Below are 19559 nucleotides of genomic sequence, written 5' to 3'. Positions count from 1 at the left end.
TATGATACATGCCAAGATACATGACAGCAGAGTCACATCTAAGGATGGACGCTGCCGGCAAAATTAGTATCAGTCCCGATCAGATATTCTGTTTGCTTAAAATTTGCTGTGAAGCCTGTTCAACCTGCTGAATCACGGACTGTAATTGATCAAAGCGTTGCAGGGTTTCCTGAATAAAGGCTTCATCTGCTTTGCGTCGTTCTTTACGTAAGGAAGAAACAAATTGCTCAAATCCACCGGTTACTTCTTGCAAGTGCGGCACACCTACATAACGGGTTGCACCATATAAACGGTGCAGCACATGTTCCAGTTGCGGAAAATCTTCCATCTCGATTAACTGCTGCATTTCATCCAGTTCGGTCGGGAAACTGTCCGTCAGCATTTTCAGTAAATCGATGGCTAAATCTTCTTTATTGGCTGCCAGTTGCAGGCTTTGTTGCCAATCCAGAATAGTTGGATCCAGCGCTTCAATCAGAATGGATTGCTCTACACTTTTAGCCTTTTTAAAACTTTCCGAAGTCCAGTGGGTCAGAATCTGAGTAATCTGTTCCATCTGAATCGGTTTGGTGACGTAATCATCCATGCCCACCTGCAACAATTTCTGCTTTTCATCCGCCAGTGCATGGGCAGTCAGGGCAATAATCGGCAAGCGTTTATGGTCTTCCAAGGTCGATTCTAGCGAGCGAATGGCGCGAGTGGTATCAATACCGGACATGACCGGCATTTGAATATCCATAAACACCACATCAAATGCAGGCAAACCTTGTGCTATACGCTGCTGGATAATATCAATGGCTTCCTGACCACTCAGGGCTTTGGTGGTGGTGACATTCAGCTCTGCGAGCAGCGCTTCCAGAACAATCAGATTCGGTAAATGGTCATCCACGGCCAGTACATGCAGACCTTGTCCATTAAACTCTTCATGTACATCTTGCTCGAAAATAGGCTGATTGCTGAGCAGCTGAATCAAGGCACTACGGCTGAGTGGTTGATACAGTGGGCGTGCACGGTACTCGTTCAGCATGTTTTGATCAAGCGCCATCTGATAGCCATATACCGCAATATTGCCATGATAGCGGTTGCGTATTTCTTTCAGCAAAGCTTCACTATCGCCACTATGATCGACAATCAGCCAGGTATTTTCATCGCTTTTCGAGAATTTATTCAGCTGACTGAACAAGTCCAGAATCGACGTGGTTTCGACATGATGAACATCATAATTTTCAAGATAATGCCGTAAAATATTGGCTGTTGCAGGGTGGGCTAAATAGGAAACCACCTGCATTTGATTAAAGTGTGGATGCATAATTTCAATATCTTCCTCCACGACAAACATGGCGGTGAACCAGAAAGTGGAACCTTTTTCAGTGGGTGCGCGTTCCTGGTTATCTTCAAAGCCAATTTGCCCTTGCATCAAATGCACCAGCTGTTTGGAAATAGCCAGGCCGAGTCCTGTACCGCCAAATTGACGGGTCACTGAAGCATCGCCTTGCGAGAAGGATTCAAACAGTTTTTTACGGTCTGTACCACTCAGGCCAATACCACTGTCCTGCACGCTAAAGTGCAATAGACATTGCCCGATATCATCATGTTCCATACGGGCACGGACAATAATTTCGCCATCCGGAGTAAATTTAATCGCATTCGAAATCAGGTTGGTCAGAATCTGCTTGAAGCGCAGGACATCGCCAATGACTTGTGTTGGCACATTGTCAGCATAATAAAACGCCATATCGATATGCTTTTGTGCCGCCAATGGCGAGAGCATATCCATCACGTCAAAAATGGCTTCTTCCATGTCAAACGGTGCAGTTTCCAGTTCCAGCTTGCCGGCATCAATTTTGGAGAAATCCAGTACATCGTTAATCAGTGCCAGCAGATGGGCAGATGATTTACGAATGGTTTGCAAATACAGGTTCTGCTCATTGCTCAGGTTACCTTGACGCAGCAATAAATGAATAAAGCCATCAATACTGTTGAGCGGCGTCCGCAATTCGTGGCTGATATTGGCCAGAAACACCGATTTGGACTGGTTGGCTGAAATGGCCTGGTCACGTGCCTGACGGTAGGTAATGTTTTGCACTTCCAGTGTATCCAGAGTACGGCGCAAATCATCTTCAGTCTGTTCGGTATGTTCTTTCAGTTCAAGAAAGCTAAAGTGCAAGCGCTTGACCACATTGGCAATATCGCGCTGTAGTAAACGCAATTCACCGGTACTGTTAATCACCATATGCTGATCTAGGGTATCGGCATTCAGACGCTGTAACTGCATCCGGATTTCGTACATTGGTGCAATCCAGCGCCGTGAATAGAAATTCAGGCACAGTAACAGCAGTAATAAAGTCAATAAACCAGTGGCGATCAGAACAATCATGACCCGGTAGTGGGCAATTTCCAGGGGCTGGTTATCCAGCTCAATCACCAGTCTGGCCGGGTTATCGGTATGTTCATTAATTTTTAAGGCATAGATATGATTGTGATTATGCAGGATAGGGCCGACAAAATCGGCTTTAGTGTCAATCTTGGGCCAAGCTTCCTGATCTTGAAAACCAATACTTAAACGGTTTCTGCCTTGGGGATCGATAATTGCGGCACGAATCAGATGTTTTTCATCCAGCATTACCTGCAGGGTATTACGGGCTTGATCATATTGCCAGGGATAGCGGTTGAGCAGATCGAATGCAGCTTCGGCGGTAAGCTGATAGCGAGCCACAATCGCAATCGCCATCTGACGTTGCTGCGCCCGTGAGGCATTGGATGTTTCGGATAAAACCAGCAATGCCCCCACACATGCCAAAACCATAATGGGGACAAAAATCATGGCGATGAGTTGTCCATAAGCATGATTTAAGTGTAGACGCTTAAATAACTTTTTATTGATATTTGACATGGTTAAAGCAGTTGATTCCCTATGCTTTGCATATTAGCACGCTTTATTTAAAACTGGCTGCGCTTTAATCACTTTCAATAAAAAGCCTGCTAAATGGGTGCAGGAGGAAGCATTTTTTCATACAATAGGCGCACCTCGATATAGGTGCAAATAATGAGTAATACTACCCCTGATTTCCAAGCTGACGAATTTTTACTGGACCACTATGTAGGAAAAACTCCTCTGGTGCGTTTACAACGTTTGGCAAGTCATACTCAAGCAACAGTATTGGCTAAACTTGAAGGAAACAATCCTGCAGGTTCGGTAAAAGACCGCCCAGCGTACAATATGATTATGCAAGCTGAAAAACGTGGTCAAATCAAGCCAGGCGATACATTGATTGAGGCGACCAGTGGAAATACGGGAATTGCCTTGGCGATGGTGGCTGCTATGCGTGGCTACAAAATGAAACTCATTATGCCTGCAGGTTCCAGTCAGGAACGCAAAGATGCCATGCGTGCTTATGGCGCCGAGCTAATCGAATCTGAAAATATGGAACAGGCGCGTGATATGGCGCTGCAAATGCAAAAAGAAGGGAAAGGACTGGTCTTGAACCAGTTTGGTAACCCGGACAATGTTGAAGCTCATTATCTCACCACCGGTCCAGAAATCTGGCAACAAACCGGCGGTAAAATTACCCATTTCGTCAGTTCCATGGGAACTACAGGTACGATTATGGGAATTTCCAAATATCTGAAAGAACAAAATCCTGATATTCAAATTGTGGGGTTACAACCTTCTGAAGGTTCAAATATTGCCGGTATCCGTCGTTGGCCACAAGAATATCTTCCAACCATTTTTGATCCAAAACGCGTTGACCGCATTATGGATATTCCGCAAATTGAAGCGGAAAAAACTGCACGTCAATTGGCGCGCAAAGAAGGCATCAGTGCCGGAACTTCATCAGGCGGTGCTGTTTGGGCCTCCATTAAACTGGCGGAAGAAAATCCGGGTGCCGTGATTGTCTGTATCATCTGTGACCGTGGCGACCGCTATCTGTCTACCGGTTTGTTTTCTGTCGTCGATCCTGAATAATTCAAAATTGTGAGATGAAATGCGCTTACCTGTCTTAATTTTCGATATCGAAACGCTGACCGATTTAAAGTCAGGGGCGCATTTATATCATCTGGATTTACCCGAAGCAGATCTTGAGCAGGCGTTAATGAAATTGCGCCGTCAGGAATCTGGTATGGATTTTCAGCGTTTGCCGCTACATGAAATTGTCTGTATTTCCGGGCTATGGATTGATGAAAATGGCGCAATGAAGCTGTTTTCATTTAGCCGCGAGCAATACGGCGAAGCGGAAATTTTAAAAAAATTCCTGTCCATTTTTGACAAGCGTCATCCGACATTGGTCAGCTGGAATGGCTCGCAATTTGATTTGCCGGTGATTCTGTTCCGCGCCATGTATCATGGTCTTTCGGCACCAAGTTTGTTTGATCAGGGCGAAATTGATCAGCAAAAGCGCTATAATAATTATCAGAACCGTTACCATCAGCGTCATGTCGATTTAATGGATGTCATGGCCATGTTTAATGGCCGTCATTTCCAGAAGTTGGACGATGTTGCACATTTACTCGGTTTCCCGGGCAAGCGCGGTGATGGTGCTTACCATGTTCTGGAATATGTCCGAGCGCAACAGTGGTCAAAACTGACCAGCTACTGTGAAGGCGATGTGCTAAATACTTGGTTGATCTATTTGCGCTGGCTATTGCTGAAGGGCCAGTTATTGACTGAAGATCATCGTTACTGGATTCAAGCCACCATCCAGTATTTACAGCAACAACCGCAACATGCGGATTTTCTTCAGGTATGGCGTGAAACCTCACAACATACCGAATTTACCACTGCAGATTTTTTCTCTCCCACACTTTAGGTATTCATGAAACATAGAACCAAGCCACGTCCAGCTCAATATCCGATTTATACGCTTCAGGTTGAGTCTCTTTCACATGAAGGACGGGGGATAGCACACTATGGATCACATCCCGATCATCCGAGTGACAAGCACGGTAAAAAAGTTTTTATTGCTTATGCCTTGCCTGGTGAGACGGTGAGAGCCCAAATTACCAATGTGGTGAAACGTTTAGAAGAAGCAGATTGTGTTGAAATTCTGAGTCAGCCTTCGCATTTGCGTGTTCAACCGCCATGTCCGCATTTTGGTGTCTGTGGGGGCTGCAATATGCAGCATATTCAGCAAGATGAGCAAATTCGTTTAAAACAGGATGTTTTGAAATCTCATCTGGAACATTTTGCCGGCATTCAACCTGAACAATGGTTGGAACCATTACGTTCCAAGCGGGAAGATTATCGCCGTAAAGCGCGTATCGGCGTGCGCTATATTCCGGCTAAAGATCAGCTGGTGGTGGGTTTTCGTGAGCGTCAGAGCAATAAATTGACCCCGATTGACCGCTGTATGGTACTAGACCGTGAATTTGGCCCAATTAGCGCCTTGCGGGAGTTACTCGAAAGTCTAAAGGGCAAAGCAGCGATTGGTCATGTAGAATTGGCCATGGGGGATGAGGATATTGCACTGCTGGTTCGTCATACTGAAAAATTGTCATCCGATGATGTCAACCAATTAAAACAGTTTACGTTAAACAGACAGTGGCAGTTGTATTTGCAGCCTGCAGGTAGCGACAGTTTGCATCGGGTGGATGATCCGACCGCGGCGATGCGTTTGCATTATGCTTTGGATGAGTTTGATGTGAAATTTGGCTTTAATCCGCTGGATTTTACTCAGGTCAATTCGACCATTAACCCGCAGATGGTGAAGCTGGCATGTGATTTGCTTCAGTTGCAGCAAGGTGAACGCGTTCTCGACCTGTTTTGTGGTTTAGGAAATTTTTCTTTACCCCTGGCTCGTTGTGTCGGTGAAACCGGACAAGTAGTCGCTGTTGAAGGAAGTGAAGAAATGGTACAACGTGGGGCAGAAAATGCTAAACAAAACGGCATGACTCACGTTCAGTTCCATTCACAAGATTTAACAAAAGATTTTTCGCAGCATTCTTGGGCAAATCAAGGATTTGATGCATTATTGATTGACCCTCCACGTTCAGGTGCGGAAGAAATAATGTATTATGTGCCCAAGTTTGGTGCAAAAAGAATCGTTTATGTATCATGTAATCCTGCAACATTGGCGCGAGATGCGGGTGTACTGGCGAAACATGGTTATCGATTAAAAAAGGCTGGGGTAATGGACATGTTTACCCATACGGGACATGTGGAATCTATTGCCTTATTCGAAAAATATAAAGAAATAAACGATTTATAATATGAAGTGTAAAAAAGTAGGAGTAGGGTATGGTCACAGTACGTGAGCAACTTCCTGGACGTCTCAATGAGTTGTCGGAGGAAGCGACTGTAGAACATGCCGAACAAGCTCGACATGATTTGGCCGAATGGTTAAATCGGGTTCGTGGCATATTAGATGATACGGCGCTAAAACAACTCGAAGAAGTTGCACATCTGACTTTATATAAAGAGCTACAAACGACTGTCGATCATCGCTCAAATACCTTTTATACCGGCATTGAAATGGCGGATATTTTGGCGCATCTGCATGTCGATGAAGCGACCTTGTCTGCCGCAATGCTGTATCGTAGCGTTCGTGAAGGCGTGATGACGCTGGAAGAAGTACAGCAACATTTTGGCGAGCAAGTCTATAGTCTGGTGCAAGGCACACTGGCGATGGGTAAGCTTTCCGAGCTGATTGAAAAGAACAAGCGCCTGGAAGATCATTTTAACAACAACCAGCGTGAACATTTAAGCGGCATTTACAAGATGCTGATTTCAGTGACTGAAGATGTTCGTGTAGTACTGATCAAGCTGGCAGAACGTACCTATGCCTTGCGTGAGCTGACCAAAGCTTCTCGAGAGCGTCAGGAACGTGTGGCGCGTGAAATTCTGACCATTTACTCGCCTTTGGCGCACCGTTTGGGGATAGCCCAACTGAAATGGGAGCTTGAAGATTTAGCTTTCCGTTACTTGGCACCAGAACGCTATAAAGAAATTGCCTCTTTACTGAATGAAAAACGGCTGGAGCGTGAACAATATATCCAGTTTGTGATTGATAAACTGAAGAATGAGCTGGCTCAGTACAATATTGAAGCTGAGATTAGCGGGCGGGTGAAACACATTTATTCGATTTATCGAAAAATGAAAAGCAAGAACCTGAGCTTTGACCAGCTTTATGATATTCGTGCGGTTCGGGTATTGGTCAAAACCGTCCCTGAGTGCTATCACTCTTTAGGCATTGTGCATCAAATCTGGCGCCATATTCCGCATCAGTTTGATGATTACATTACTAATCCCAAAGCCAATGGTTACCGTTCATTGCATACTGCCGTGATTGCAGAGAACAAATCGCTGGAAGTGCAAATCCGGACTAAGGATATGCATGAAGAGGCCGAGCTTGGAGTATGTTCGCACTTTAACTATAAAGAAGGCGCGAAAAATACCGATCATTCCTTCAATCATCGTTTGCATTCTTTACGTGCCGTACTTGAACATTATCAGGAACGTAACGATGCCAGTGCGCATAAATCAGATGATGAAACTGAAAATTTTGAACAGATTCAAGATTTCGAAGGCTTTGAAAAAATTTACGTGTTTAGCCGTGATGGGGATATTAAAGAATTACCGCGTGGCTCGACCGTTTTAGACTTTGCTTATCACGTACATACTGAAGTGGGCAACAAGTGCTATGCGGCACGTGTGAATCAGCGCTATGTACCGTTGACCTATACTCTAAAAACTGGTGAACAGGTCGAAATTTTAACCAAGAAAGATCGCGAGCCGAATCGTGATTGGTTGGTAAATTCACTTGGCTACATTAAAACTGCCCGGGCACGGGATAAGTTACGTCACTGGTTCAGGCAGCAAGACCGCAGTAAAAATCTGGAAGTAGGCCGTGAAATTCTCAATAAAGAGCTTTCACGTCTGGCGATTCACCCGAAAAGTATTGATTTAAGTGACTATTGCAATCACTTCAATGTTAAATTGGGTGAAGATATCCTGATTGGACTGGTGAATGGCGATATTAGCCTGCATGCCATGATCAATCAGATCAATCGTCATATGCACATTGGCCAGGATGAACCTGAGTTGGTGCTTAAACCGACCTTGAATCCACGTGCCAGTCATACCTTGTCTGCACATGGCATTTTAATTGACGGTTTGGACAATGTAGAACTGCATATTGCACAGTGCTGTCAGCCGGTGCATGGTGAATCGATTGGCGGTTATATCACCCTGAACCGTGGTGTCAGTATCCATAAGGTTGCCTGTCCGGATTATGTGCGCATGATTTCTCAGGAACCTGAGCGTGCTGTCGAAGCTGACTGGGAAATGCAGCCGACCCGTGGTCAAAGTGTACAGATTGTGGTGGAAGCCTATGACCGCCGCGGTCTGCTCAAAGATCTGACTCAAGTGATTTTCTCGGATCAGATCAACATTCGTCAGGTAAATACCATTTCTGAAGCAGACGGTATTGCCAACATGAAACTGTTGATTGAGGTCAAAGGTCTGGCACAGCTTTCACGTCTGTTGGCACGTCTGGAGCAGCAACCGGGTATCATTAGTGCTCGCCGATTGGTACAGGGCAATTAATTGAATCTTTAAATTCAGAATTTTAAAAAACCAGCACTGAGTTGCTGGTTTTTTTATGAAAAAGCATTTGCAAGTGAATTATCAATAAAATACGCAATTAAATCAAAACTATAAATTTAGATAATTAATCTTCTACAAGATACTTTTTGTGTAATTTTTATTACAAATGCTATAATCCCGCCAATAAAATGGCCTTGAGCCAAACGATTAAAGGGTGTGGAAATTACGGCAATGCTTCAAATCAATGTGTCACAACTGTGCATGAGTCGTGCCGATGGAACAGTTCCAGCCCTCGAACAAATTCCGGCCATGCAGCGCAGACGACTGTCGGGGATTGCCAAATTGGCATTAAGCAGTGCCATTCAATCGCTGAATTCCCAAGCGGTAGATTATATAGTCTGGGCATCGCAGTATGGTGATGAACATAAGACGCTAAAAATTCTGGCAGATGTACTGCAAGATCAAACGCCGTCACCGACCCAGTTTTCAACTTCCGTACATAATGCCATTGCCGGCCTGTATTCAATTTTATGTCAGGATGCAACGCCATCGACCAGTTTGGCTGCATCGTGGAGTGAAGCACTGCTTGAAGCCTATGCCTGGTTAAAGACCGATGGTCAGCCCAATGCACGTGTATTGGTGGTGTATTACGATGAAGCTTTACCGGAAATTTATCAGGAAGCTCAGCCTTTCGATGCTTTTGCCATGTCGGCAATCATTGCTCTTGAAGCAGCAAACCTGCAACTGGATATGCATGCGTTAAGCAATCATCGTCATAAATATATCGATGCTCAGAATTTTTATGATTTTTGGCAGCAATCTGAACAGGATTTAAAACATCCTCAAACTCAGGCATGGCAAAAATGTTAAAACGCGATCAGATTAAACAAAAAGCCAACTACCTGTGGCGTGTTGGCGCGACCGGCTTTAGTTTTGCCAGTTTTGGCATTGGCGGTGTTGCCATTGGTGCGCTGGTGGCGCCTTTGGTGAATTTGTCTACCAGGAATCCAGGTTTAAGACAGCAGCGTACCCAGCAAGTCATTCAGCACAGTTTCAAGGGCTTTACCGAAATGATGGTAAAACTTGGAATTATGACCTATGACATTGAAGGATTGGAAAAATTACAGCACAGTAAGCAAGAGCTGGTGATTGCCAACCATCCTACCCTGGTAGATGTAGTGGTACTGATTGGTTTGATGGAGCAGGCCAACTGTGTCGTGAAACAGGCACTGTGGTCGAATCCGTTTACCAAAGGTCCGGTGCAAAATGCCGGCTATATTTTAAATGCCGGTTCTGAACAGTTTATTCATGACTGTGTGGAAAAATTACAGCAGGATCAGTCAGCTTCGTTACTGATTTTTCCGGAAGGTACACGTACGGCAAAAGGGGGATTACTGAATGAGTTTCAGCGCGGGGCTGCGAATATTGCGATTCGTGCCAACGTGCCGATTCGTCCGGTACTGATTACTTGTACGCCTTCAACCTTAACCAAGAATGAAAAGTGGTATCACGTTCCTTCACGTCCATTTCATATTCACGTGAAAGTACTGGATGCCATTCAAGTCGATGATCTTTTGGAGAATACCACCGTAAATCCAAAAAATGTGCGTCAGCTCAATCATCAATTACACCAATTTTTTAACCAAGAGTTATCTAAAAAATGAGCAATCTTGCTGATGAATTAAAGCAAATGATTATTGATGTACTGGCCCTTGAGGACATCAGCATAGAAGATATTGAAACTGAAGCACCTTTATTTGGTGATGGCTTGGGTCTAGATTCTATTGATGCATTGGAACTCGGTTTGGCCTTGAAAAAACGTTACAACATTCATTTGAATGCTGAATCGGCAGAAACCAAACAGCATTTTAAATCAATTCAAAGCCTGGTGGCTTTGGTTGAAGCACAGCAACAGGCATAAGAGGTTGGGATGTTAACTCAGGAACAAGTACTGGAAAAATTGAGAGAATGGATGGAAGATCTGTTTGAAATTGCCCCTGAAGATGTTCAGCTGGATGCAAATTTAGCCACGGATCTGGATGTTGACAGTATTGATGCGATTGATCTTGTAGTCAAAATTAAAGAACTGACCGGTAAACAGGTCAATCCTGAAGACTTTAAAAGTGTACGCACAGTGCAGGATGTGGTGACTGTGATTCAGAACATGTCTGCTGCATGAAACTGATCTTTAAAGGGATAGTGGCAATCGGGTTGATGCTCTATCCCTTTTTAGTGGGCTATAGTTTGGCACATGGACAATATGTCTGGGTCAGCAGTCTGCTGATTGTTTTGGGTCTATTGCGTCTGTTCAGTAAGGGCAATGCCTTACTGTGGCCCTTAACCGGCTTTGCGATTTTGTGTGGCAGCTTGAGCCTGATTTTAAAAGATCATGCCTGGTTGAAACTGTATCCAGTGTTTATGAGTGTGGGTGCATGTATAATTTTTGCCTCCACTTTAATTCGACCACCGTCAATGATTGAGCGTTTTGCCCGTCTGGCAGAACCGGATTTACCCGAAGCAGGCGTGATCTGGACCCGTAAAGTTACCATTGTCTGGTGCGGTTTTTTTGTGCTAAATGCCCTGATTGCTTTGGCAACCGTACTCTTTGCCTCTATGCAGACCTGGGTGCTATATAACGGCTTTATTTCTTATGTGTTGATGGGATTATTACTGCTGGGCGAATTTATCTTGCGTAAGCGACAGCAGCGCTTAAACCAAATTCAGGAATAAAAACAGAATATTATGTTGTGTCATTTTCAAAATCATCTCCATTCACTGAAACCGCTGTGTATTCAGCCCGATTTAAGCCCAGTCCGTTTTCAGGATTTCTGGCAGGATGTGATACAACAAAGTCATGCAATTGAGTCACTTTCTCAGGAAAGTTGGGCACTTTGGGAAGCTGACAGTTATCAATTCTTAGTGCTGTTATTTGCGGCACTGTTGGCCAAAAAACAGGTGTTGTTGCCACCTAATCGGGTGAGCGATCTGGAAAAAGAACTGGTAGAACAGAACATTTATTTCTTGCAGCGTCAGCCAGTATCTTCTTCACAAAATCAAACTATAGAACTAAATCTGGATGATGCTTTTTTAAATCAGGCGCAGATCTATTTTTACACTTCCGGTTCAACTGGTCAGCCGAAAAAAATCCCGCGCAGCTTGCGTCAGTTACTCAATGAAGTGCAGGGACTGGATGCCAGTTTTCAGTTACCTGAACAGGCGATTGCCATAGCGACAGTGAGTCATCAGCATATTTATGGTTTGCTGTTTAAGTTGCTATGGCCACTGGCAAGCGGGCGCTGTTTTTATCAGGCACAGCTGGCTTTCCCGGAAGATGTCGCCGATATTCAGAAAAAACTAGCTGCTTTTAAGCTAGAGAATTATGTCATTTCCAGTCCGGCATTGTTAAAACGCTGGACTCAGGATGTGTTGTTGCAAGATTGCTTAACCGTATATTCATCCGGTGGAAAACTGGAATCCGGTGTACGGCCGTATCTGAACCGACCAATTACTGAAGTGTTTGGTAGTTCGGAAACCGGCGGGATTGCGCATCGGCAGCAGGATGATGCCTTGTGGATACCGTTTGCCAATGTCGATATACAGGCTACTGAACAGCAGGAACTACAAGTTAAAACCAATCATGCTTTTAGTGCAGACTGGATTTTGACTGGCGATAAAGTTGAACTGGTTGAAGCAGATAATTTAAAAAGCCCATTCCGTTTGTTGGGACGTTTAGACCGCATTGTCAAACTGGAAGAAAAGCGCTTAAGTCTGGATGCAATTGAACAGAAAATTGTCGAGTTGGATGACATGCTGCAGTGTCATGTGCTGATTCTGGAACGGGAATATCGTCAGATTTTAGCCTGCGTTGCGGTATTGTCAGAGCAGGCCAGACAGCAGCTGCAAAATAGCAGTAAAGCCCAGTATGTCGCGGCCTTAAAAGCCCAGTTGAAAGCCAAACTGGAAAGCATTGCCATTCCAAGACAGTGGCGTTTTTTGACACAATTACCGCAAAATTCCCAATCTAAGCTGAATAAACAATACATGAAATCCTTATTTCAACCTATGTTATTACCTATTGTATTGGAACAACAGAATGATGCGGATTCAGCGTCATATCGTTTGGAGTTTTCACCTGAACTGGAATGCTTTAAAGGGCATTTTCCGGACTATCCTATTTTTCCGGGTGTAGGTCAGATCGGGTTTATTCAGCATTTTGCCCGCCAGACCTGGGCCGACTTGGAATGGTGTAACAGTTTTGAGCAGCTCAAATTTCAGGATCTGATCAAGCCTTATATGGTGCTTCAATTGAAATTGACCAGAAAATTGCACAAAGTCAGTTTTGAACTTACCCATGCAGATCAGACCTTGGCCTCTGGACGATTGTTGTTTAAAACACCGAGCGATCAGATTTAAAGGTAAATGTATATGCAGCAATGTTTTGTGATTCCAGTTTATAACCATCCTCATTATATTGAGGCGCTGGTTGAGCATTTGGATCATTTTCAGAAGCCGATCATTCTGGTCAATGATGGTAGTGATGCTGCATGTACTACACTTTTACATCGCATTGCTGAACAGAATACAAGAGTAGAACTGGTTGAACATAGCCATAACCAAGGCAAAGGGCAGGCCGTGATCACCGGTTTGCGTCATGCGTATAAGCTTGGCTTTAGTCATGCCTTGCAGCTTGATTCGGATGGTCAACATGACTGGCAGGATGTGGCCAAATTTCTTGATATTTCAGAACAACATCCAGATGCCATGGTGATTGGTCAGCCAATCTTTGATGAGTCCGTGCCAAAAAAACGCCTTTATGGGCGTTATGCGACTCATATCTGGGTATGGATCAACAGCCTGTCTTTTGATATTAAGGACAGCATGTGCGGTTTCCGGGTTTATCCTTTAGCCGCTACCATTAAGGTGCTGGATTCTGCCAAATTTCAGCCGCGTATGGGCTTTGACAGTGAAATTCTGGTGCGTCTGAAATGGGCCAATCTGCCTTTTATCAATGTACCGACCAAAGTCATTTACCCTGAAGGCGGTATTTCTCATTACCATGTCTGGCGAGACAATCTTGGCATGAGTAAGGCTCATGCCAAATTGCTGGGCGGGATGCTGATTCGTTTGCCAAAATTGCTGGCACATAAAGTAAAAGGTTGATTCTGTGGCCGAGCTAAATTCAAGCAAATGGAGTGACATTAAAGAACGTGGTGGCATGACCTCACTGAGTCTGGTACTGGCATTCTATCGTCTGGGTGGCCGATGGTTATGCCGGGCACTGATGTATTTTGTGATTCTGTGGTACTGGCTGTTTTCGACCGTCGCGCGTCAGTCTTCACTACAATATTTAACCCGATTGCATCATTTTGCCGGCAAAAATTCTCCATTTTCGCATCCACCGAGTCTGGCACATAGCTATCAGCATTTCATGCAGTTTGGTGAATGCATTCTGGATAAAATTGAAGGCTGGCTGGGTAAAATCCCGGAACAGCAACTGGTTTTGCATGGACATGAACATTTCCGCGCGCATTATCAAAAAGGTGCGGTGATTGTGGTGTCGCATTTCGGCAATATTGAATTGCTGCGTGCCATTAAGTCGGAACATCCGCAGAAAATTAATGTCTTGGTCTATCAAAAACATGCCACCAAATTTAACCAGTTTTTGAAAAAATTGAACGACCATGCCGATGTCAATCTGGTTTCGGTGGATGAACTGGGTATTGAAACTGCCTTGGTATTGCAAGAAAAACTGGATCGCGGTGAATGGGTCATAGTTGCAGCAGACCGTGTGCCTGTGGAATCGGATCGGGTACAGCCGATTTCATTTTTAGGCGAACAGGCCAACTGGCCACAAGGCGCGTGGATTCTAGCCAGTCTGCTTAAAGTTCCGGTGCTCGCCGTGTTTTGTTATCGCGTGGGCGACAGCTTTGAAGTGCATGTTCATCCGATTGCCGAGCAACTGAATTTCCCACGGAAAAACCGTCTGCAAGCCATGCAAACGACGACCCGTGAATATGTGACATTACTCGAGCAGCACTGCATTCGTGCGCCCTATCAATGGTTTAATTTTTATAATTTTTGGAACAAACAATAATGCAAGTGTTAGTTGTTGGGGAAAATCCGCTTTCAATTGAAGATGTCGTCGCTGTAGCGCGTCAGGAAAAATCAGTGGCTTTACCGGCCAGTGCTGAATGGAGCGAATTGATTCAGCGCGGCGCCGATTTTCTGGATCAGTTGCTGCAAGATGAAGGCGTGATTTATGGCGTTACTACCGGTTATGGCGATTCCTGTCTGGTGGAAATTCCTGCGCATCAGGTCAATGAACTGCCTTTGCATTTATCGCGCTTTCATTGCTGTGGCCTCGGTCAGAATCTAGATTTAATCACCGCACGTGCGGTGGTGGTAACCCGTTTATGTTCACTGGCACGCGGTTATTCCGGTGTTTCGCATGCCTTGCTGCAACGTCTGGTGTGGATGCTGAATGAAAACGTGATTCCGGTAATTCCTTCTGAAGGTTCGGTTGGAGCCAGTGGGGATTTAACGCCATTATCTTATATTGCGGGTGCTTTGGTCGGTGAACGTGACGTTTACCATCTGGGACAGATTGTTCCAATCAGCCAAGTGTATGCAGAAAAAGATATGCAGCCTTTGGTAATGCGTCCTAAAGAGGGGCTGGCACTGATGAATGGTACAGCGGTGATGACGGCGATTGCCTGCCTGAACTATAAAAAAGCTGAACAAATCAGTTTGGCCAGCACCTGCATTACTGCGCTGAATGTATTGGCTCTAGAAGGTAATCCGAGTCATTTTGATGAAGTGCTGTTTGCACAGAAGCCTCATCCGGGTCAGCAAAATATTGCTGCGCAATTGCGGAATTGGCTAAACAGTGAAGTGCAAACAGAACATCAGAGTTCACGCTTGCAAGACCGTTATTCGCTACGCTGTGCGCCGCATATTATTGGTGTGTTTGAAGATTCTAAACCTTGGTTACGCCAGTTTATTGAAAATGAATTGAACTCCAGCAATGACAATCCGCTGATTGATCCGGTGAATTTACGCGTGTTGCATGGCGGTCATTTCTATGGCGGTCATATTGCCCAAGCCATGGATAGCCTGAAAATCATGATTGCCAATATTGCCGATTTAATGGACCGCCAATTTGCGCAACTAGTCGATTATAAAATGAATAATGGTTTGCCACGCAATCTGACCGGGGCAACCGATGAGCGTTTGCCGCTAAATCATGGCTTTAAAGCGGTGCAGATTGGCGTGTCGGCATGGACGGCAGAAGCCTTGAAACAAACCCTTTCAGCATCCATTTTTTCGCGCTCGACCGAATGTCATAACCAGGACAAAGTCAGTATGGGCACCATTGCCGCGCGTGATGCCAGCCGCGTGATTGTGCTGACTGAACAGGTGATTGCAGCCTTGTGCTGTGCCAGCGTGCAAGCGGTGAACTTAAAAGGTTTAGATGGCAAGTTAGCTGAAGTCTTAACTGCTTTTAAAGTTTGGGTATTACAAACCTTTGATTACGTGGTAGAAGACCGTCCGTTGCAACAGGAGTTGCAGCAACTGGTGAATCGTCTGGAAAATTTAGAATTATTGAATAGTGCACTTGTTCGCTAAAAATATCAGGAAATAGACTATGCATGCCGATGTGATGATTGAAGTGCCATTTCATGATGTAGATACCATGGACGTGGTTTGGCATGGGCATTATTTAAAGTATTTTGAAATTGCGCGCTGCAAGTTGCTGGATCAGTTTGATTATAACTATAAGCAGATGCGCGCTTCTGGCTATGCCTGGCCGGTGATTGAAAGTCATGTGCGTTATGCGCATGGCATCCTGTTTGAACAGAAAATTCGCGTGCGTGCCATCTTAAAAGAATGGGAAAACCGCCTGAAAATTGAGTATCAGATTTTTGATGCCCAAAGTGGTAAAAGGCTGACTAAAGGTTATACCACGCAAGTGGCGGTAGATATAGAAAGCCGTGAAATGTGTTTCCAGTCACCGCAAATTTTATTGCAGCGTTTACACGCATGGTCTGAGTTTAAACCGGAGTAAAGCAGATGACATCTATCAATCTACAACGTGCAGTATGGCTGGTGTTGGCCGCGATATTGTCCCTGATTATTGTGCTATCGCAGCCTGTACATGCGCAAAATCCGCAGCTCAAACAAATTTTTAGCCAGCTTTCCGAAACCCCAACTGTGCGGGCCAATTTTGAACAGCAAAAAAAACTGGCGAGCATGAATAAAACTTTTGTATCCAAAGGCACAGTGTTATTTTCCAAGTCACAAGGGGTGATCTGGAAAATCCAAAATCCGGTCAAAGCCGACCTGATTGTGACGCCGCGTAAACTGGTACAAAAAACCCAGCGGACTTATAGCCAGATTGAAATTGATAAATCGCCTTATGGTTCGGTCGCAACCATGTTTTTGCAGCTGATGTCGGGTAATGAAGCTGCGATCGCCAAAAACTTTAATGTTGTTTCTGCAAGTTATAGCCCGGCACAATGGAGTGTGGCCTTAACTCCGAAAAGCAGTCTGTTTAAGAAATTATTTGTTCGGGTCGATGCCCAAGGGCAGCGTTATGTTGACCGTATCGTGATTCGTGAGAAAGCCAATAACATGACCATGATCCGCTTTAGCCAGCAAACCACTCAACCCCAAACTTTAATGGCTGAGGAAAATGTACTTTTCCAACTGGCAAAATAAATTTACCGCGCTCTGGCTGATTGTACTCAGCGTGATCGCGATTGCGCTGGGTACCGCATGGCTAAAAAAAGATATTCATATTCAAACCAATATCTTTGCTTTATTGCCGGAAGCCCACCATGACCCGCGGCTGGAACGGGCGCAGCAATATGTCAGTCAGCAGCTGAATGACAAAGTCTTTGTGGTGCTGAATGCCCAGGATGATGCCGCCCTGACCAAAGCTACAGCGACTTTTAAACAAAGCGTGGCGGCAACGGATTTATGGCAACCGTTACATGCACAGCTGGACAGTGAGAAGTTTGCCCAAGTGTTGTATCAGCATCGTACCGGTCTGCTGTCATCCACAGATCAAAAGCTGCTAGAGCAACAGGACTATACCGCGCTGAGCGAACAGGGCCTGTTGCAGATCATGAGTCCGGGTATGCCGGTCACAGCAGAGCTGTTACAACAAGACCCGCTCTTATTATTTCCACGTTATGCTGTCGGCTTATCCGCTTTACAGGCGAACCCGGATATTGCGCTGGAAGATGGCTTTGCCACCATTCGCGATGAGCAGGGCATTTCCCGTCTTATGGTGTTGCAGCTTAAAAATAGCCCTTACAATATTGATTATCAGGAAAAAACTGCAGCATGGATTGCGCAGTTAAATTTAAAATTGAAACAGATGCGAGTTGAGCCGCATTGGACCGGCACATTGCTGTTTGCCCAATTCGGTACCATCTCGGCGGAAAAAGAGATTTCCACCATTGGGGTTGGTTCTACAGTAGGGATTTTCCTGTTAGTACTGTTCGGTTTCCGCTCGGTTCGTCCGATGCTCACGGAAATGATAGCCGTAGGCACCGGCTGTCTGGTGGCGTTTGCCATCACCCATGCAGTGTTTGGGGAAATTCACCTGATGACCTTGGTGTTTGGTGCCAGTCTGGTCGGGGTCTGTGTCGATTTTTCCTTTTACTTTATGGCCATGCAGTCGCAGCATCGGCATATTGACGGTTTTGCCGTACTGAAACCGTTGTTGCCCAGTCTGTTTATGGGTCTGATGACCACCTTGGTGGCTTATATTTTCCTCAGCTTTACCCCATTTCCAGGCTTTAGGCAGATTGCTGTTTTCTCAATGGTGGGGCTGGCTGCGGCATGGATCACCAGCATTTTATTGTTGCCAAGACTGCCGGCGTTAAATGCTGAACCGGCGATTCGCCGCCTAAGTTTTATTGGCCAAGCCCGAACCTTTATTCAGGCCAGAAAGGGGTTGCGTTATGGCTTGATCGCTGTGATTACGGTCGTCACCGGCAGCAGCCTGATGTTGCTGCAAAGCAATGATGATATCCGTAACCTGCAAAGTATGGATCAAAAGCTGAAACAGGAAGACCAGTATGTGCGTGAACGCTTTATGCAGCAGCAAAGCAGCGAATACTTTGTGGTGCATGGCAACACGGCTCAGGAACTGGAACAAAACGAACAGCAACTGCTACAAAAACTGCAAGTGTTACAGGAACAAAACAAACTGGAAAATTTCCAGGCTCTAGGCCAATGGCTGCCCTCCAAAGCACAGCAGCAACACAATATTGAGTTGTTGCAGGCCATTCCAGCCAGTGCCTTGCAGGACTATGCAGCAGCCTTGCAACTGAATCCGGCAGAAGTACTGGCCTGGCAAAAGCAGTTGGCCGAGCAGCCTTTACTCAGTTCTACTGAAATGAAGCAGCATCCTTTGGCCTTTTTACAAATGAGCCCAACCGAGCGTCTGGTGCTGTTGCAAAATGTCCATGATGTAACTGCCTTGCAGCAGCTGAATAGTCCGCAGACCCAATTATTGCGTCCGGTGAATCAGCTGTCTGAGCTGTTCCAGCAACACCGTATTCAGGCGCAGTGGTTACTGGTTTCTGCTTTAATCTGCTTGATGATTGGTCTGGGCATCATTTATGGCATCAAGTCAGTTTTGCCTTTGGTGCTACCGGTGAGTCTGGCGTTGATGACCACCTTTGCGATTCAGGCCTGGCTGGGTGTGGAAATCAATCTGTTCAGCATTATGGGCACCTTCCTGATTATCGGGATTGGTGTGGACTATGCCATTTTCTATAGACACGGACATGACCATCCTCAAGTGGTGGGCATGGCCTTATTCCTATGTATGATGTCGACCTTGCTCGGTTTCGGGTTATTATCCTTTAGCCATACCTATGCCATTCACTGCTTTGGTCTGACCGTGTTACTTGGGGTTATTTTTTCATTTATCTATGCAACATTGTTTACATCATCCGATGCCAAACATGTTGTACTTCAACAATATCAGCCAAAGAGCTGAGAA

At 45.2% G+C, this 19559-nt stretch carries 16 protein-coding genes and 1 pseudogene; 16 read left to right on the top strand and 1 reads right to left on the bottom strand.

From position 1 onward, the window contains the following. Positions 1 to 79: 79 nt before the first annotated feature. On the bottom strand, positions 80 to 2890 hold the full coding sequence (locus tag LZZ98_RS10015) for a GacS-like sensor histidine kinase (protein WP_237787722.1): 2811 nt from the start codon (positions 2888 to 2890) through the stop codon (positions 80 to 82). Between the two features lie 153 nt (positions 2891 to 3043). Here LZZ98_RS10015 and cysM point away from each other — a divergent pair, with 153 nt between their 5' ends. The 16 genes and pseudogenes from cysM (at position 3044) to LZZ98_RS09935 (ending at position 19556) form a co-directional block, all read left to right on the top strand. Then, positions 3044 to 3964 carry a cysteine synthase CysM gene (gene cysM / locus LZZ98_RS10010; protein ID WP_086174374.1) on the top strand — a complete coding sequence of 307 codons (921 nt, stop codon included), beginning with the start codon at positions 3044 to 3046 and terminating at the stop codon, positions 3962 to 3964. Between the two features lie 19 nt (positions 3965 to 3983). Continuing rightward, a complete protein-coding gene (locus LZZ98_RS10005; protein WP_237787721.1) occupies positions 3984 to 4805 on the top strand; it encodes a 3'-5' exonuclease in 822 nt (273 codons plus the stop codon). 6 nt (positions 4806 to 4811) lie between these two features. Then, a complete protein-coding gene (gene rlmD, locus LZZ98_RS10000; RefSeq protein WP_237787720.1) occupies positions 4812 to 6203 on the top strand; it encodes a 23S rRNA (uracil(1939)-C(5))-methyltransferase RlmD in 1392 nt (463 codons plus the stop codon). Positions 6204 to 6232: 29 nt separating this feature from the next. Further along, complete coding sequence (locus tag LZZ98_RS09995) at positions 6233 to 8539, top strand: RelA/SpoT family protein (RefSeq protein WP_086174377.1); 2307 nt, start codon at positions 6233 to 6235, stop codon at positions 8537 to 8539. Between the two features lie 231 nt (positions 8540 to 8770). Next, positions 8771 to 9409, top strand: a complete 639-nt coding sequence (locus tag LZZ98_RS09990; RefSeq protein WP_237787719.1) for a beta-ketoacyl synthase chain length factor — start codon at positions 8771 to 8773, stop codon at positions 9407 to 9409. Next, positions 9403 to 10216 (top strand): annotated as a pseudogene (locus tag LZZ98_RS09985) (lysophospholipid acyltransferase family protein). The gene LZZ98_RS09990 and the pseudogene LZZ98_RS09985 overlap by 7 nt, the downstream one beginning before the upstream one ends. Beyond that, positions 10200 to 10460, top strand: coding sequence for a phosphopantetheine-binding protein (locus LZZ98_RS09980; protein ID WP_086199792.1), 261 nt, complete (start codon positions 10200 to 10202; stop codon positions 10458 to 10460). Before LZZ98_RS09985 ends, LZZ98_RS09980 begins: the two are co-directional and overlap by 17 nt. Before the next feature lie 9 nt (positions 10461 to 10469). Further along, entirely contained in the window at positions 10470 to 10718 is a 249-nt protein-coding gene (locus LZZ98_RS09975) for an acyl carrier protein (protein ID WP_237787717.1), read from the top strand. Next, complete coding sequence (locus LZZ98_RS09970) at positions 10715 to 11269, top strand: septation protein IspZ (protein ID WP_237787716.1); 555 nt, start codon at positions 10715 to 10717, stop codon at positions 11267 to 11269. The genes LZZ98_RS09975 and LZZ98_RS09970 overlap by 4 nt, the downstream gene beginning before the upstream one ends. 12 nt (positions 11270 to 11281) lie before the next feature. Next, the gene (locus tag LZZ98_RS09965; RefSeq protein WP_237787715.1) at positions 11282 to 12952 is read left to right on the top strand and encodes an AMP-binding protein; all 1671 of its coding nucleotides are present in this window, start codon (positions 11282 to 11284) and stop codon (positions 12950 to 12952) included. 12 nt (positions 12953 to 12964) lie between these two features. Then, positions 12965 to 13699 (top strand): glycosyltransferase family 2 protein, encoded by a 735-nt coding sequence (locus LZZ98_RS09960; protein WP_237787714.1) that lies wholly within the window; start codon positions 12965 to 12967, stop codon positions 13697 to 13699. A gap of 55 nt (positions 13700 to 13754) precedes the next feature. After that, a complete protein-coding gene (locus LZZ98_RS09955) occupies positions 13755 to 14633 on the top strand; it encodes an LpxL/LpxP family acyltransferase (protein ID WP_269091744.1) in 879 nt (292 codons plus the stop codon). Beyond that, positions 14633 to 16165 carry an HAL/PAL/TAL family ammonia-lyase gene (locus LZZ98_RS09950; RefSeq protein ID WP_237787712.1) on the top strand — a complete coding sequence of 511 codons (1533 nt, stop codon included), beginning with the start codon at positions 14633 to 14635 and terminating at the stop codon, positions 16163 to 16165. Before LZZ98_RS09955 ends, LZZ98_RS09950 begins: the two co-directional genes overlap by 1 nt. Before the next feature lie 19 nt (positions 16166 to 16184). Next, entirely contained in the window at positions 16185 to 16604 is a 420-nt protein-coding gene (locus tag LZZ98_RS09945) for an acyl-CoA thioesterase (protein WP_237787711.1), read from the top strand. A 5-nt stretch (positions 16605 to 16609) separates the two neighbouring features. Further along, positions 16610 to 17257, top strand: coding sequence for a LolA family protein (locus LZZ98_RS09940; protein WP_237787710.1), 648 nt, complete (start codon positions 16610 to 16612; stop codon positions 17255 to 17257). Then, the gene (locus LZZ98_RS09935; RefSeq protein WP_237787709.1) at positions 17232 to 19556 is read left to right on the top strand and encodes an MMPL family transporter; all 2325 of its coding nucleotides are present in this window, start codon (positions 17232 to 17234) and stop codon (positions 19554 to 19556) included. Before LZZ98_RS09940 ends, LZZ98_RS09935 begins: the two co-directional genes overlap by 26 nt. Positions 19557 to 19559: the final 3 nt, after the last annotated feature.

The organism is Acinetobacter sp. SM34 (genome assembly GCF_022012365.1).
Lineage (GTDB): Bacteria > Pseudomonadota > Gammaproteobacteria > Pseudomonadales > Moraxellaceae > Acinetobacter.
This window is presented reverse-complemented; position numbering and strand designations above follow the sequence as displayed.